Below are 15,446 nucleotides of genomic sequence, written 5' to 3' on the forward strand. Positions count from 1 at the left end.
CCTAGCGTCGAACGATTGACCTCAAGAGCCTTAATGCTACCGATAGTGAAGCCATGTCATCGGCCTCGAGGGAATTGACCTCATCAAACATGGTCTTCGCCCGTCCAAGTTGTTCGGCATTCAGGCCTTCCCACGCCCTCAGGCGATCCTCGGCAGGGGTGCCGGGCGTGCTCGACTCAAGAACCGACGTCGTCATATCTGCGACGGTTGAGTAGAGATCGTCCCGGAGCGCCGCACGGGCAAGTGCCTGCCAGCGGTCGTCGCGGGGCAGGGCGCTGATCCGTTCCAGCAGCGAGTCCACGTGGAAGCGGTTGAACACCGTGTAGTAGACATGCGCTACTTCCTCGACGCTGTTGGTCCCGGTCTGGGCGATCCTTGCGATGTCCAGCAAGGCATAGCTCTCGAACAACTCGGCCCACCTGTGGGCCAAGTGATCCGGCAATTCCCAGCCACGGGCTTTTTCCAGCCAGCCGCTGATACGAACTTTGTCATCGCCACGCAGGTAGTCCAGCAATTTGGCCCGAAGTGGCGCCATCATGGGCTTGAACGACTTCACGACGTCGGCAATCGGGCGGGACGCCATGCCCTGCCCGAGCACCCACCGGACTGCGCGGTCCAGGAGCCGGCGGACATCCAGATGGACTTCGCTCCAGTGCTCGGTGGGGAACGATGCCGGAAGGGCATTCAATTCCTCAACCATCGGATCGAGATCGTAGATTTCACGCAGCGCCACGAATGCCTTGGCTACCGCTACCTCGTTGGCAGATGTTTCTTCGATCGCCCGGAAGGCGAAGGTAATGCCACCGAGGTTGATGATGTCGTTGGCCACCACCGTAGCGATGATTTCTCGCCGCAGCGGGTGGGTGTCAAGTTCGGCGTCGAACCTCTCCCGCAACTGCTTCGGGAAGTAGGCCCGGATCGTGTCCTTGAACCAGGGGTCGTCGGCCAGGTTGCTGTCCCGGAGGGCAGCCGCCAACTCGATCTTCGCGTAGGCGGCCAGGACGGACAGCTCGGGAGATGTCAGTCCCTGTCCCTGTTCCAGGCGCTGGCGCAGTGTCTCGGTAGTGGGCAGTGCCTCGAGGTCACGCTTGAGGTCGGCTGATTTTTCCAGCCAGTCCATCAGGCGCTCGTAGCTGGGGCTCCAGTCCGCAACGCGGGTCCGGTCGTTAAGGAGCAAGATGTTTTGGTCGATGTTGTCCTGCAGGACCAGGCGGCCGACTTCCTCGGTCATGTCAGCCAGGAATGCTGCGCGTTCTGTGGCCTCAAGCTTCCCTGCCGCCACCATACGGTCAACGAAGATCTTGATATTGACCTCGTGGTCGGAGCAGTCAACGCCCGCCGAGTTATCGATCGCATCCGTGTTAAGGATGACGCCCTGCAACGCGGCTTCAATACGTCCACGTTGGGTCAACCCCAGGTTGCCGCCTTCGCCGACTACCTTGACGCGGAGGTCCTTCCCGTCCACGCGGATGGCATCATTGGCTTTGTCTCCGACAGCAGCATGTGTCTCCGTGCTGGCTTTGACGTAAGTGCCGATGCCACCGTTGTACAGAAGGTCCGCCGGGGCAAGCAGGATTGCCCGAAGCAATTCGGGAGGGCTCAGCTGGGTGGTTCCGTCCGGCAACCCCAGCGCCTTACGCACCTGGTCCGACACGGGGATTGTCTTGGCTTGACGTGGGTACACGCCACCGCCCTCGCTGATGAGTGTCCGGTCATAGTCGTCCCACGAGGATCGCGGGAGCTCGAAGAGCCTTTGCCTTTCTGCGTACGATGCTGCGGTGTCCGGGTTCGGGTCCAGGAAGATATGGCGGTGGTCAAAGGCTGCCACGAGCCGGATGTGGCGCGAAAGCAACATACCGTTGCCGAAAACGTCCCCTGACATGTCTCCCACACCAACAACGGTGAACTCTTCGGTCTGGGTGTCCAGGTCGAGTTCGCTGAAGTGCCTCTTCACAGACTCCCAGGCGCCACGGGCGGTGATGCCCATGGCCTTGTGGTCGTAGCCCACGGATCCGCCCGATGCGAAGGCGTCGCCAAGCCAGAACCCGTATTCGGCAGCCAATCCGTTGGCCGTGTCTGAGAACGTTGCGGTTCCCTTGTCGGCGGCCACCACCAGATAGGAGTCATCGCCGTCGTGGCGGACAACGTCCGACGGCGGCACAAGCCTTTCGCCGTCCGTTGTAGTAACGAGGTTGTCGGTGATATCCAGCAGCCCGCGAATGAAGGTCTTGTAGCTCTCCACACCTTCGGCCATCCACGCGGCGCGGTCCACTGCCGGGTTGGGCAGCTTCTTCGCGAAGAATCCACCCTTGGCGCCGGTCGGTACGATGACGGCGTTTTTCACGGTCTGTGCCTTCACAAGGCCCAGGATCTCAGTACGGAAGTCTTCGCGGCGATCGGACCAGCGAAGACCGCCGCGGGCCACCTTGCCGAAGCGAAGGTGGACGCCCTCCACGCGCGGAGAGTAAACCCAGATTTCGAACATGGGGCGCGGGAACGGCAGACCCTCGATGGTGGTGGGATCCAGCTTGAAGCTCAGGTATCCCTTGTTTTGGAAGAAGTTGGTACGCAGCGTCGACTCAATGAGGTTGACGAAGGTCCGAAGCACGCGGTCCGCGTCCAAGGTTGCGACTTGCTCGATAGCTTCTGCCAGGGCAGCCCTTGCGGCACCTTGCTGTTGGGGACGCTTGCTTTCTTCGACGTGGGGATCAAAGCGGGCGGCAAACAATACGGTCAGACCCCGCGCCACATCCGGATTGGCCAAGAGGGTATCGGCGATGAACCCAAAGGAATTGGTGTTGCCCATCTGGCGCATGTACTTGGCGTAGGCCCGGAGGACTACCACCTGGCGCCAGTGCATGCCTTCGCGAAGCACAAGGCGGTCAAAATTGTCCGACTCGACGGCCCCTGTGACCGCAGCACCAAACGAGTCAGCCAGGAGATCTCCGGTGGCCAGCGGGTCTATGCCGGCCGGGTACTTCAGCCCAAGGTCATACAGGAAAAAGTCGCGGTGATCCGCGGTTTCGATTTCGAAGGGCCGTTCGTCCAGGACTTCGAGGCCAAGGTTGTGGAAGTAAGGAAGGATCTGGCTCAGGCTCTTGGGCTCCATCAAGTAGAGCTTGACCCTCGCATCCTCCTCCAGCACGTCACCGGCACCTTCGGGAAGGTACACGTGCACGCCGGGGCGCAGTTCCTTGCTCGCTTCCCCTGCCCGTTCGGCCTGGGCTCCATACTTTTCAAACCGTTCGATGTCCTCCAGCGCGTCCTCAACCTCGTAGTCGACGCGGTAGCCGGGAGGGAATGCCTCAGCCCACAAGGCGGACAGTACGTCAGCACTCTCCGCGGGACGGTTCTCACGAAGTACCTCGGCGATGCCTTCGCTCCATGACCGTGACGCCCGCATTAGCCGGTGTTCGAGTTCTTCTGCGTTGACATCGGCAAGTTCCGCGGTGCGTGGCAGCCTGATCCTGAAGAAAACGCGAGCAAGGGCCGACTCCGTGATCCTCGCTTCGTAGTCAATGCTCTCAGCTTGGAACGTCTCGCGCAGTTCCTGCTCAATACGGAGCCTGACACTCGTGGTGTACCGGTCACGCGGCAGGTACACGACTGCGGACATGAAACGTCCGTAGATATCGGGGCGCAGGAAAAGCTTGGTCCGGCGCCGTTCCTGGAGTCGCTGGATCCCGGTGGCCGTGGCCGCAAGATCCGGGATTTCGATCTGGAACAGTTCGTCGCGTGGGTATGTTTCCAGGATGCCCAGAAGGTCCTTGCCCGAGTGGGAATCCATGGGGAAGCCCGCATTCCGCAGCACTGCGTCCACTTTGTCGCGGACGATGGGGATGTTGCGGACCGATCCTGTGTAGGCACTTGTGGCGAAAAGTCCGATAAAGCGCCGCTCACCGTTGACGTTCCCTGCCGCGTCGAAGCTCTTGACTCCGATGTAGTCCAGGTATGCGGGACGGTGGACGGTTGAGCGGGAGTTGGCCTTTGTGATCACCAGTGCCCGCTTTTCACGGGCGCGCTTGCGGCCGGCGTCGGTGAGGTGCTGGATCTGCCGGGTGTTGTCGCCAGCGCGGAGCAAGCCAAGTCCGCTGTCCTCACGAAGTTCCAGGACGTCCTCGCCGTCTTCATTGACGAGGTCGTACTCGCGGTAACCGAGGAAGGTGAAGTTGCCGTCATCCAGCCAGCGCAAAAGGTCCTGCGCCTGCCTGAGTTCGGCAATCTGCTCGGGGTGGGAGACGCTTCCAAGCGTCTCTGCAAGTTCCAGTGCCTTGCTACGCATTTTCGGCCAGTCTTCAACGGCGGCGCGAACATCCCCGAGGACACGTTGGAGCCCCGCAACCAATTCTGCGCGGGCTTCTTCGCTTACGCGGTCAATTTCGACGGCGATCCAAGACTCCATGTGCGACGAATTGTCGTTATCGCCGAGCAGGTGGGCGACGCTGGGCAGTGCCGCGGTGTCGCCACTGGAAATGCCGATATTTGACGGGACTCTGGAAACGCTGCTGAGTTCGCCCGAGACCCGGTCGCGGGTAACCACGAAAAGCGGGTGCATCACGAGCCGGATGGCGCAGTTTTGGCGAACGAGTTCGGCGTTGACGGAATCAACCAGGAACGGCATGTCGTCAGTAACGATGTAGACCACGTTTCGGTCAGCCTCGACGCCGATCTCCACGATGGCATTTCCAGGCCGCCGGGACTGCGCAACTTTCTTATGTGTGCTTGCCCGCGAAATCAGGAGCTCGGGGGCATACGCCCGGGAGTCCTCCTCTGCGAGGTGCTCATAGTAGTCACCGAAGAACCCCTCACGGACAACTGCTGCATCGGACCGATCCTCCACGCTGGATCCTGACGACATCTACAAACGCCTCCATCACATGTTGATTGCTGCGACTCTGCAGCCCACATAGCGAGCCTAGCGCTTAAGCAGACCGAAAGGTCTGGTAGATCGGACAAGGGATTTCCGATTTTGCTGGATAGGTGCACAGACCAGCCCCGCAATGGCCTTACGCAAGGGAGAGTCGGGCGATGATTCCAGCAAGACAGACCCCGACAACAGTGCGGCATCGCACGCTTCCGCGTCCGCAGGTAAGTAGGCATCAACGCCATGGCCAGGGCCGAAGCGCTCCCAGGCCTCGGATAACTGCTGCCTGGGAGAACGGCCCGCCGACGCCTGCTTAACCTTATTCAGGAGCACACGTGGTGTTGCCTGCGGAACCGCAGCTTCGAGCTCGGCAAGGCCACGGACCAACCGCGGAACGCCGATCGCGTCCGCAGCCCCGACGGCAAAAACCTCGTCTGCCAACTCCAAGCTGCGCAGGGTAGCGCCATTGCGGCGTGGCGCCATAGTGTCAAAGCTCAATTCCTCGTCTGCTTCCAGGCAGAAACCGGTGTCCACGACGACTACATCGGCGACCTGCTTGGCCCTTTCAAGGACAAGCGAGAGCGCAGAGGCCCTCAGTTCAGGCCAGCGGTCCGCCCTTGTAGTTCCAGTGAGTACGCGAAATCCACCACTCTTGGTGAAGACAGGCGTAGCAGCCCGGTCCAGTGCATCCGAATCCAGCAATCCTTGGTCAGCGAGCCTGCAGGCCTGGGCGAGGCCAGCAGACTCCTCCAACAGCCCCAGCATGGCCGACACGCTCGCACCGTAGCTGTCAGCATCCACAAGAATCACGGACTTGCCTTCGGCCGCCAACTCGGCAGCCATGTTTACCGCAACCAGAGTTCTTCCCGGCGCGCCTGTTGGTCCCCACACAGCTATTACCCTCCCTGAGCCGGCCGCTTCGGGTACTCGGGTTTCCGGCACCAATTGGAATCCCGCAGATGAGTCTGCGAAGCCGGCGTCTGGGAAGGTGCGCGCGCCTACATGCCCACTGTGGCGACCGACTGCCTCGGAAATCCTCACGGCAAGGGCAGCGGGCTCAATATCAGTAGATGCTGTTACTACACCAATGGCGGTGAGCCTCGAGACCTCCACCGGGTCCACGGTCAAGGCGAGAATGGACACGCCTACGGCAGCCAGCCGATCCACCAATGTAGCGGTTAGTTCTTCGCAGCCCTCGGCAACGACTGCCGCCAAGGCAAGGCCGCTTTGGCAAGCAGCCATCAACTCCGCAAGCTCTGAACACCGGCGAACCACTGTGACGGGGCCATGCAAGCGCTCCAGCCCACCAACCACCGCTTCCTGTGCCTGGCCAACAGTTATGACCGGGATGCTCATTGATTGATGCCCGCGGGGTTCCAAACAACAGATACCTTGGCGGCGTTTGCCTTGGCACCCAGCAGCTTGGGCATCTGCTTGTCCGTGACCAGCACCAGCACCACCGTTGTCTTTGAGGCGCCGAGGGCACCGGAACCCACAGTTACCTCTGCAATTTCGGCACCAGGCAGCAATAGCTGTGGTTCTTCAAAGGCGTTTTGCGAGCCCGGCATGGCGACCCAGACGTCCACCTTCGCCCCGGGAACCGCCTGCGCTGGAAGTGACTCATCCATTGATATGGCAACGGGCTTGCGATTCAGGGCGTCAGCCTGCCCGAGGCTCTTCCGTGGAACGAGTTGGTCCTTCTCAATTCTCTGTAGCGCCACCTTGCCCTGGGCAATTCCGCCCTCCACGGTTACGTAGCCGGACTCGACGTCATCCAAGCGAACCTGGACGACGGTTAAATCCTCTGGCCCCACGGTTTGGCCAACCGCGATACCCTCCCGTGCGGCATAAACCTGTGTGGTCCGGTCAGCGGTACTAACGACTGAGATGACCCCGGCGACGGATACAAGCATGAGCAGCACTCCCACCAATAGGCGTGGATCCTTCCAAGACGGCTTCTTCAACCTGTTGCTGGCGACGCCTGTACTCGGATCCATTTTCCCGCTCCCCCATTGAAGTTTCATGGCACGGTTACCCGCGCCTCTTCATTGTTGCCGTGACCCGGCGCAAGCCAAAGTCAAGAACCCCAAATCAATGGAAATTGTGGATAACTGTGTCAAACGGTGCCAACAGATGCCAAAATAGTCACATGCCCCGATTCCTGACTCTGGCGGACGTCGCCGAACAACTGCAGATAAATTCGCCGCAGGCCTACGCCCTGGTCCGCAGCGGCGAGTTGAAAGCCATTCAGGTCGGAGGACGCGGGCAATGGCGCATCGAGGAAAAGATGTTGGAGCAATACATCGAGGAGCGGTACGCCGAGGCCAGCCGCATGATTGAAGAGGCCAAGTCCAAGTCGAGCTAGCGTTGGGCGGTCAAACACGCCTATGAACGGCTAGAGTCCCTGGTTCCCGCTTGAGCATAGGGCCGCGAGTGATGTGAAGGGAATCGTCCTCACGGCAGCCACTGCACCGCCCCGCCGCGCCTCGCCCCGCGTATCAGCAAAATCGAAATGGTCCCGCCCAACCCTGTCGATGACACCATGGAGCCTCTGGTCTCCCCCCGGACCAGTGGCCAGGACGACTGTCACCGGCGCCCTGTCACGGGAGAGTCCCCGGAGGGCGCTGGCAAGCCTTAGCGAACTTTGGACCTGGGAGGCGGGTTTTCTAGCCAATCTTCCGAGTCCGTCGTAATGACTTACCGATGCGCATGGAATAAGCCATTGCCGTCCGTTGACGACCAACACAAACCAGTCACCGCCAATGTGGCCCAGGGTCCCTTGGAGAGAAATACCGCCGCTCAGCACCAAAGCGATCTCAGCTCCGGCGACTCCTCGAAGCCTGTCCGCAAGGTCCAGACCGGCAAGCTCGACCCGCACGCGTTCGGATATTTCCGATTCACGGGCCAAGGTGCGCTCAGCAGAAAATTGCGCTTCCAGATCTTCGAAGAGAGAGTCCCATCTCATATGGTCACAATAGGACCCGTAGCGCGTGGCGCCAACCGCAATGGGATTTTCCCGTCATGATTGGACAAAGCCCTTCGACTGTGCTCAGAATTAGCAAACAGCACCAAATGATATCAAACAGCATTAAAGAGCCGAAAGGGTAAGAATGAGCAGCGATCCACCAAGGATCCGCCACGATGCCGCCTTCGCCGCCGTGCTCCTCGCGCTGGGGCTGTTGCTGGTAATCGTCGGGCAGAGCCTCTTGGGGCAGTGGCAGGTGGATGTGTCCCACGGACAGACAAGTACGTTCGAGCACCTCCTGGCCCTCGCATCCAGCGCCTCGGGAATTGCCATTGTGTCTTGGTGGATCCTTTCACTTGGCCTCGCAGCCTGGGCTGCAGTTCTGCACGGCGCGGGAAGGAGCGGGAGGGCCGACGCCATCGCCAAGTTCAGTCCAGGTTTCATGCTAAGGCTGGCGTTTGCCCTTCTAAGCCTGAATTTCCTCGGAATACAGGCCGCACAGGCTGCCGCAATGCCGGAACCACAATGGCAAGCCACCTCCAATGGCGCCGCGGGCATGGCAGCGTGGCATCCATCAGCTGGCGTACAAGGACCCGTGCCCGCTGTGGAAATGGTTCCAGCGGTAACCACCGAAGAAAGCCGCGAGGCAACCCGGACAGGGCCTGCATGGCGGCCACATCCTCCCATAGTTGAGCCTGACCTCCTGTCGCGCCCAGGCTCTCGCGAGATGGCGTTTGAACACCCCGTGGAGGCCGGCGTTGCCGTCAAGCCGGGTGACACGCTGTGGTCCATTGCCGCGGACCACCTTGGACCCTTCGCGACAGACGTTGACATCGCTCTCCATTGGCCGAGCTGGTATTCAGCCAACCGAAGGATCATTGGTGACGACCCCGCGTCCTTGCGCCCGGGGCAAGTACTGCAGCCCCCAACGCCGGACTAAGGTCCTCGCGGCCCGTAAAGAATCCGCCAGTAAAGAATCCGACTGTAAAGAACGGCACCCACTCAGGGGCACTCGTTCAAGACGTAAGACAGTCCCATTGTCATCCCAGACGTAGCAACCTGAGCCAAGCGATGCCCGCGCAACGGCTCACAGAGTGAACTCATGAGGATTGACCATGACTGTTGCAACTGCACGCCGCCACGCAGACCGCCAAAGAACCAAACGTCCCGCACCGAATGCCGGTGCCGACGCCTCTACCCTGGACGTAAGGCTAGTGGCACGAAGCATCGCCCAAGCTGCAGTAGAGGTACTTGCGGGGACCAGGCCTGCTCTCCAGTTGTCCAGATCCCTCGATGCGCAATGCTTTCTTTCGCTTCAGCATCGGGCTGCCCTTACACGCGAACACGCTGCACGTAGCCGCGGCACGGTTCAGGTCCACAGAAGCCCAATGGTCCGTTCCGTCCGTGCTTGCGCCATTTCAGACTCCATCTACGAGGTCAGCATCGTTGTCTCTGAGGAGCAGCGCTCGCGCGCAATTGCCATGAGGTTGGAACACTCCGACGGGACATGGCAGGTCACCGCCCTGGAGATTGGCTAGGCACCCGTGGCACCCGTGAGCCAACCAGGTTGCCTCAACCGGGAGGCAGCAGATCTACGAAAAAAGACCCCGGACTTGTGTCCGGGGCCTTCTCTCACAGGGTGGCTGGATCAGCGCCGCTTCTTCTTGGCGGTTTTGCGCTGTTCCTGGGTGGCTGCTTTAGCAGGATTACCCGATCGGCCCGAGGAGCGGCCTTCGATGCGGGTCTGGCTCGCCCCGTCCTCGCCTGGGGCTGTGTACTGCAATTGCGCTGGCTTTTCGGGTGTCTCCAGACCGGCAGCACGGATCTGGGGATCGTGGTGCTCGGTGTGTGCACCTGCCGCAGTATCGTCGGCAACAACGACATCTTCGGCGGGGGTCACCTCAACTTCAAGGTTGTAGAGGAACCCGATGCTTTCCTCCCGAATGGCTTCCATCATGCTTTGGAACATCACGAAGCCTTCGCGCTGGTACTCCACCAGCGGATCGCGTTGAGCCATGGCCCGCAGCCCGATGCCCTCTTTGAGGTAGTCCATCTCGTACAAGTGTTCTTGCCATTTACGCCCAAGCACCGACAGAACCACCCGGCGCTCCAGCTCGCGCATACTTTCGGAGCCAATTGCTTCTTCACGGGCCTGGTACACCAGCCGCGCGTCAGAGAGGATCTCTTCCTTGAGGAATTCGGCAGTGACCCTGGACTTACCGCCGGCTTCATCAATGATTTCCTGCGCAGTGACGGTGGCTGGGTAAAGCGTCTTCAGGTTTGACCAGAGCTGGTTGAAGTCCCAATCATCGCCGTTGCCTTCTGCCGTGGCGGCTTCAATAAGGGCGTTGATGGTGTCTTCCAGGAAGAACTGAACTTTTTCGTGGAGGTCATCGCCTTCGAGGATCCGACGACGGTCCCCGTAGATCGCTTCACGCTGGCGGTTCAAGACGTCGTCGTACTTGAGGACGTTCTTGCGCTGCTCCGCGTTGCGGGCTTCCACCTGACCTTGAGCCGAGGCAATGGCACGGGAAACGAGCTTTGATTCCAGCGCGACGTCGTCCGGCACGGAACTGTTCATGAGTCGCTCGGCAGCACCGGAATTGAACAGCCTCATGAGGTCGTCGGTCAGTGAAAGGTAGAAACGGGATTCCCCGGGATCGCCCTGACGTCCGGAGCGGCCGCGCAACTGATTATCAATCCGGCGGGACTCGTGGCGCTCGGTGCCCAGCACATATAGGCCGCCAAGGTCCAGTACTTCCTCGTGCTCGTCCTTAACCGCCTGCTTGGCCGCTGCGAGTGCCTCCGGCCATGCTGCCTCGTACTCTTCCGAGTTCTCCTCGGGGTCGAGCCCCCTCTTGGCGAGCTCTGCGATAGCAGTGAATTCGGCGTTGCCACCAAGCATGATGTCGGTACCGCGGCCTGCCATATTGGTTGCCACCGTGACGGCACCCTTACGTCCGGCCTGCGCGACGATGGAGGCTTCCCGTGCGTGGTTCTTGGCGTTGAGAACCTCGTGGCGGATTCCTTCCTTTGCCAGCAGCTTGGAGAGATATTCGCTCTTCTCGACGCTGGTGGTGCCAACAAGTACTGGCTGGCCCTTTTCGTGGCGTTCCGCAATGTCCTTGACTACAGCGTCAAACTTGACGATCTCGTTCTTATAGACGAGGTCCGACTGGTCAATGCGCTGCATGTCCCGGTTGGTGGGAATGGGTACAACTCCGAGTTTGTACGTACTCATGAACTCGGCTGCCTCGGTCTCGGCCGTACCCGTCATGCCGGACAGCTTCGAATACATGCGGAAGTAGTTCTGCAGCGTTACCGTTGCCAGGGTCTGGTTTTCGGCCTTGATCTCGACGTTTTCCTTGGCCTCGATGGCCTGGTGCATGCCTTCGTTGTATCGTCGCCCGGCAAGGATACGGCCTGTGTGCTCGTCAACAATCAGGACTTCGCCGTCGAGTATGACGTAATCCTTGTCGCGCTTGAAGAGTTCCTTCGCCTTGATGGCGTTGTTCAGGAAACCAATGAGAGGGGTGTTGGCCGATTCATACAGGTTCTGGATACCGAGGTAGTCCTCCACCTTTTCAATTCCGGTTTCCAGGACACCAACAGTCCGCTTCTTCTCGTCGACTTCGTAGTCGACCTCCGGCTGTAGCCGGAGAACGACCTTTGCGAATTCGCTGAACCAGCGGTTTGTGTCGCCTTGGGCCGGACCCGAGATGATGAGGGGGGTACGCGCTTCATCGATCAGAATCGAGTCAACTTCATCCACAATGGCGAAGTTGTGCCCCCGCTGAACGAGTTCACTGGCGTCCCAGGCCATGTTGTCGCGCAAATAGTCGAAGCCAAATTCGTTGTTTGTCCCGTAGGTGATGTCTGCGGCGTACTGCTGCCGACGCACTGACGGATCCTGGTTGGAGAGGATGCAGCCGCTGGTAAGGCCAAGGAAGCGGTAGACGCGTCCCATGAGTTCGGACTGGTATTCGGCAAGGTAATCATTCACCGTGACCACATGGACGCCATTGCCCGTAAGGGCATTGAGGTAGGCCGGCGCCGTTGCCACGAGGGTCTTGCCTTCACCGGTTTTCATTTCGGCAATGTTGCCCAGATGGAGGGCGGCGCCACCCATAAGCTGGACGTCAAAGTGCCGCATGCCCAACGTTCGGGATGAGGCCTCACGGACCGCAGCAAATGCCTCCGGCAGGAGGGCATCCAAGGTCTCGCCGTCCTGGTGCCGGGAGCGCAGGCGGTCTGTTTCCTCCCGAAGTTCAGCGTCTGAGAACGTCTTGAAAGAGTCTTCCAGGGCATTGATGGAATCGGCATAGTTCCGCAGTTGCCGGAGTGTTTTCTTGTCACCCGTGCGGAGAAGTTTTTCGATTAGTGATGCCACGTGAAATTGCTCCCAGTCTCATGCTGCCGAATTCTGGCTGTTTCAGTCTACGGGAGAGAGTATCGCCACGTTATCCGGTTCCCCTGTGAGCGGACTGCTTTGCCCATCTGGCCCACGACGCCCGGTAGGGCCTCCGGCCACAGCCTCGGAGAGCGAAACCGCGAGATCCCCCACGGGCCACACAACAACTTCCTGAAGGCCGAGCCATTCGGCCATGAGCCACAATTCGGCGGAAAGCTCGACGGCGGTATCCGGTGGCGCTCCTGGTTCACCAAATGCGGACCGAACCAAGAGTTGGCCTGCGGCCCTGTCAGCCTTCAAATCGACCCGGGCCACGATGCCTTCCCTAAGCAGGAAGGGCAAAACGTAGTAGCCGAAACGGCGCTTGTCAGCAGGCGTGTAGATCTCAATTCGATAGTGGAATCCGAACAACTCTTCCAGGCGCCGCCGCTCGAAGACGAGCGAGTCAAAAGGGCTCAGCAGCGCCCGGCCTTCGGCCTTGCGTGGCAATCTGGCATCGATGTGCCGGTACGTTTCCCGGTCCCAACCGCGAACGGAAACGCGCTCCAGCCGGCCTGCCTGGAGGAGGCGCTGCACCGACGCCTCCCCAGCCTTCAGCGGGGTCCGAAAATAGTCGGCAAAACACCGGACCGTTCCGATGCCATGTGCCAAGGCAGCTGCATCCATGAGCCGGTCAAGGGCGGTATCTGCATCCATCCCGCTGTGTACCGAACCCGGCAGAACCCTGGAAGTAAGTGTGTAGAGACGTTCGAATTGGGGTGTCCGCGAAGCCGCTGAAACGCGGCCTTCTTCAAACAGGTGCTCTAGAACGCGCTTTACGGTGTTCCAGTTCCAGCCCCAATTTGCGCTTTCGGTGTCCTGGGTGTGCCCAAGTTGTACAGTCAAGGCAGACGCCGTCATCGGCGGTCCGGCCTCAAGGGCTGCGAGGATTCGTTCCTCCATGGCGATCCGCACCGCGGGCTCCATGTGATGTGCCCCCACCCACGCCCGCTTTTGCCAGAGAAGCAGGTCGGGAAAATGCTCCGGACGGATATAGCTGGCCTCGTGAGCCCAGTACTCCATCATTTTGCGCGGTTTTCGGCCTGCCATGGAGTGAAGGATTGCCGGATCATAGTTTCCCAGGCGGGAAAAGAATGGCAGATAGTGGCTCCGAGCCAGCACATTCACGGAGTCGATCTGGACAAGCTGGATCCGGGCAAAGGTCCGGCCCACCGCCCGTGGGGTCACGGGGCCGGCGGGCCGGACTTTCGCCAATCCTTGGGCTGCCAATGCGATCCGCCGTGCCTGTGACAGGCTCAGCGAAGCGGTCATTGAAGTCCTTTCTCGTGCGATTAAGCCTTACTTGGCGGTGGCCGCCTGGTCATCCGAGCGGTACGCGTGGATCTTCTCCTCCACGGCTTCCTCGCCGGGCTCGCAGGTGGAGTCGAGGGTTATGACACCATAAGTCCAGCCACTGCGCCGGTATACAACCGAGGGCGCATTGGTTTCCTTATCCAGGAACAGGTAGAAGTTGTGCCCCACCAGTTCCATGTTGTCCACTGCATCATCGAGTGTGAGGGATGCGGCGGGGAAAACCTTCCGACGGATCAAAACGGGTGAATCACCTGCTGGAATATCGTTCTCGATGTCGTACGGCGACCGCTCATCGGCCTGCGGTTCAGCCTCTTGGTGGTTGTTGGCGCCTGCGTAAATTGGCTCACTGGCACTGGCGGGCTCGAGGGAGGCCGTTGCTTCCCGAACGGCCTTGGGCGTGTGGCGCCCGTGGTGCACCTTCTTCCTGTCCTTTGCGCGACGCAACCGCTCAAGCAGCTTGTTGTACGCAAGATCGAAGGCAGCAAATTTGTCAGCGGCTGTGGCCTCGGCACGGATAACAGGGCCTCGGCCCAGGACGGTCACTTCAACGGTGAGCTGTCCCGGCGTTTGCCGGGGGTTGGTCTCCTTGGAAACCTTGGCGTCGACTCGCTGGACTTTGTCCCCCAGCGATTCAATCTTTGAGATTTTCTCGCCGGCATATTCGCGAAAGCGGTCAGAAACTGTCAGATTTCGTCCGCTGATCATGAACTCCATGGTGCCCTCCAAATAACTCAGGTGACACGATAACGACGCTGTAGGGGGCTGGTCTGACGGACAGTCGAGCCCCTTTCCGAGCCGCTATCGACAGGTACATCTGTTCTTGGTACCCACAACCGACGTTAGTTCATCGGCACGAGTTATTCACCCTTTGGTCACTTATTTTTTGTTTGCGTCTTAACCCCACCAGGGGGCTCGTCCCCGGGGGTACGGGAGGCGTAGGCTGGTGGCCTCGTGGCCGCGAGAACAACGGCGCCGCAGACTATCCCGCCAGCCGCAGACACTGCCCGGGCAGCCTCCGCGAGGGTGGCTCCAGTGGTGAGAACATCGTCCACAATCAGGCATCTTTGTCCGCGCATCTTTTCCCTGCAGCGGGGTCGAACCCTCATGGAACCCCGGACACGCCTGGCACGCTCACCCCTGCCGAGTCCTTTTTGGCCCGTGGAACCATCTCTCCCCTCGGTGCCAAGGATGGCCCTGACGCCACTTCCGATCAGGTCTTTGCACGTTGCGGCCAGCCGTCGGCTTTCCAGGCGACTCCCGGTCTTTTCAAGCGCATCGAAACCCGGGCACCGGGACAACATCCCTCGTCTCTTCATGCATCGGAGCAGAACGTGTACGGGGCTGAAACCGCGACTTCGGAAGGCCTTGCCGCTGCTGGGAACGGGAACAACGCAAAACCCCGGCTGGTCACCAATGGCCAGACGGAGTGCGTTTCCGAAGCAGGGCGCCAACACCTCAGCCAGCCGCCACTGGCCGAAGCTCTTGAAGGACAACAGGGACTGCGAAAGTTCATCCCTATAGGGTCCTGCGGCCACCACACCGAGCTTTACACTGCCATCAACATCGACCAACGCAGGCGATTCCTGTTCGGCCCTGAAGGGGTTCCTGCAAAGCTGACGCACCCGCTTCGCACAATCCCTGCACAGGACGGCATCTTCCACACCGCAGCAGACGCAATCAACGGGAACCAGGAGTGCAACCAACTCCATCAGTGCCGCTTGCAAGTTGGCAATCAGCCGCCCAAGCAGGCGCCGGTCCTCTCCGCGTCGCCGGGGTCCTGAGGGGTCCGGGGCACCGACATCCGGGTCAATCCGGCGCTGGATGCGTTGGGCAGATCGAGGACCGTTGACGGC

12 protein-coding genes are annotated in these 15,446 nt (G+C 60.3%); 4 read left to right on the forward strand and 8 right to left on the reverse strand.

The genetic code is table 11. The features are described 5' to 3' along the window. Nucleotide 1: 1 nt before the first annotated feature. From KSW38_RS07865 to KSW38_RS07875, 3 genes are read right to left on the reverse strand one after another with little or no spacing between them, the layout of a single operon-like run. Nucleotides 2-4,858 (reverse strand): NAD-glutamate dehydrogenase, encoded by a 4,857-nt coding sequence (locus KSW38_RS07865; protein WP_216924024.1) that lies wholly within the window; start codon nucleotides 4,856-4,858, stop codon nucleotides 2-4. A 57-nt stretch (nucleotides 4,859-4,915) separates the two neighbouring features. After that, entirely contained in the window at nucleotides 4,916-6,220 is a 1,305-nt protein-coding gene (locus KSW38_RS07870; RefSeq protein WP_216924025.1) for a CpaE/TadZ family protein, read from the reverse strand. Continuing rightward, on the reverse strand, nucleotides 6,217-6,861 hold the full coding sequence (locus KSW38_RS07875; RefSeq protein ID WP_216924026.1) for an SAF domain-containing protein: 645 nt from the start codon (nucleotides 6,859-6,861) through the stop codon (nucleotides 6,217-6,219). Before KSW38_RS07875 ends, KSW38_RS07870 begins: the two co-directional genes overlap by 4 nt. 152 nt (nucleotides 6,862-7,013) lie before the next feature. On the opposite strand from KSW38_RS07875, the gene KSW38_RS07880 reads away from it, so the two are divergent. Beyond that, entirely contained in the window at nucleotides 7,014-7,229 is a 216-nt protein-coding gene (locus KSW38_RS07880) for a helix-turn-helix domain-containing protein (protein WP_216924027.1), read from the forward strand. A 30-nt stretch (nucleotides 7,230-7,259) separates the two neighbouring features. Here KSW38_RS07880 and KSW38_RS07885 read toward each other — a convergent pair whose 3' ends face one another. After that, nucleotides 7,260-7,829, reverse strand: coding sequence for a hypothetical protein (locus KSW38_RS07885; protein WP_216924028.1), 570 nt, complete (start codon nucleotides 7,827-7,829; stop codon nucleotides 7,260-7,262). A gap of 145 nt (nucleotides 7,830-7,974) precedes the next feature. On the opposite strand from KSW38_RS07885, the gene KSW38_RS07890 reads away from it, so the two are divergent. After that, complete coding sequence (locus KSW38_RS07890) at nucleotides 7,975-8,769, forward strand: LysM peptidoglycan-binding domain-containing protein (RefSeq protein WP_216924029.1); 795 nt, start codon at nucleotides 7,975-7,977, stop codon at nucleotides 8,767-8,769. 175 nt (nucleotides 8,770-8,944) lie between these two features. Continuing rightward, complete coding sequence (locus KSW38_RS07895; RefSeq protein ID WP_254186208.1) at nucleotides 8,945-9,367, forward strand: Rv3235 family protein; 423 nt, start codon at nucleotides 8,945-8,947, stop codon at nucleotides 9,365-9,367. Nucleotides 9,368-9,477: 110 nt separating this feature from the next. Here KSW38_RS07895 and secA read toward each other — a convergent pair whose 3' ends face one another. The 4 genes from secA to KSW38_RS23400 all read right to left on the reverse strand — a co-directional run bounded on the left by secA (nucleotide 9,478) and on the right by KSW38_RS23400 (nucleotide 14,699). After that, complete coding sequence (gene secA, locus KSW38_RS07900) at nucleotides 9,478-12,219, reverse strand: preprotein translocase subunit SecA (RefSeq protein ID WP_216924031.1); 2,742 nt, start codon at nucleotides 12,217-12,219, stop codon at nucleotides 9,478-9,480. Between the two features lie 42 nt (nucleotides 12,220-12,261). After that, the gene (locus KSW38_RS07905; RefSeq protein ID WP_216924032.1) at nucleotides 12,262-13,551 is read right to left on the reverse strand and encodes a winged helix-turn-helix domain-containing protein; all 1,290 of its coding nucleotides are present in this window, start codon (nucleotides 13,549-13,551) and stop codon (nucleotides 12,262-12,264) included. Nucleotides 13,552-13,578: 27 nt separating this feature from the next. Next, entirely contained in the window at nucleotides 13,579-14,307 is a 729-nt protein-coding gene (gene hpf, locus KSW38_RS07910; protein WP_216924033.1) for a ribosome hibernation-promoting factor, HPF/YfiA family, read from the reverse strand. A gap of 158 nt (nucleotides 14,308-14,465) precedes the next feature. Beyond that, nucleotides 14,466-14,699: a phosphoribosyltransferase family protein gene (locus tag KSW38_RS23400; RefSeq protein WP_308169307.1), complete on the reverse strand. Its 234-nt coding sequence runs from the start codon at nucleotides 14,697-14,699 to the stop codon at nucleotides 14,466-14,468. Here KSW38_RS23400 and KSW38_RS23405 point away from each other — a divergent pair. Further along, entirely contained in the window at nucleotides 14,658-15,374 is a 717-nt protein-coding gene (locus KSW38_RS23405) for a hypothetical protein (RefSeq protein ID WP_254186267.1), read from the forward strand. The two genes, KSW38_RS23400 and KSW38_RS23405, sit on opposite strands and share 42 nt — an antisense overlap. Nucleotides 15,375-15,446 lie beyond the last annotated feature (72 nt).

It is taken from the genome of Paenarthrobacter aromaticivorans (assembly GCF_019038615.1).
Taxonomy (GTDB): Bacteria; Actinomycetota; Actinomycetes; order Actinomycetales; family Micrococcaceae; genus Arthrobacter; species Arthrobacter aromaticivorans.

Bases quoted from the DNA above. Each gene is read 5' to 3' on its own strand.
- KSW38_RS07865 (WP_216924024.1), bottom strand. From the start codon at position 4,858: ATGTCGTCAGGATCCAGCGTGGAGGATCGGTCCGATGCAGCAGTTGTC.
- KSW38_RS07870 (WP_216924025.1), bottom strand. From the start codon at position 6,220: ATGAGCATCCCGGTCATAACTGTTGGCCAGGCACAGGAAGCGGTGGTT.
- KSW38_RS07875 (WP_216924026.1), bottom strand. From the start codon at position 6,861: ATGGATCCGAGTACAGGCGTCGCCAGCAACAGGTTGAAGAAGCCGTCT.
- KSW38_RS07880 (WP_216924027.1), top strand. From the start codon at position 7,014: ATGCCCCGATTCCTGACTCTGGCGGACGTCGCCGAACAACTGCAGATA.
- KSW38_RS07885 (WP_216924028.1), bottom strand. From the start codon at position 7,829: ATGAGATGGGACTCTCTCTTCGAAGATCTGGAAGCGCAATTTTCTGCT.
- KSW38_RS07890 (WP_216924029.1), top strand. From the start codon at position 7,975: ATGAGCAGCGATCCACCAAGGATCCGCCACGATGCCGCCTTCGCCGCC.
- KSW38_RS07895 (WP_254186208.1), top strand. From the start codon at position 8,945: ATGACTGTTGCAACTGCACGCCGCCACGCAGACCGCCAAAGAACCAAA.
- KSW38_RS07905 (WP_216924032.1), bottom strand. From the start codon at position 13,551: ATGACCGCTTCGCTGAGCCTGTCACAGGCACGGCGGATCGCATTGGCA.
- hpf (WP_216924033.1), bottom strand. From the start codon at position 14,307: ATGGAGTTCATGATCAGCGGACGAAATCTGACAGTTTCTGACCGCTTT.
- KSW38_RS23400 (WP_308169307.1), bottom strand. From the start codon at position 14,699: ATGAGGGTTCGACCCCGCTGCAGGGAAAAGATGCGCGGACAAAGATGC.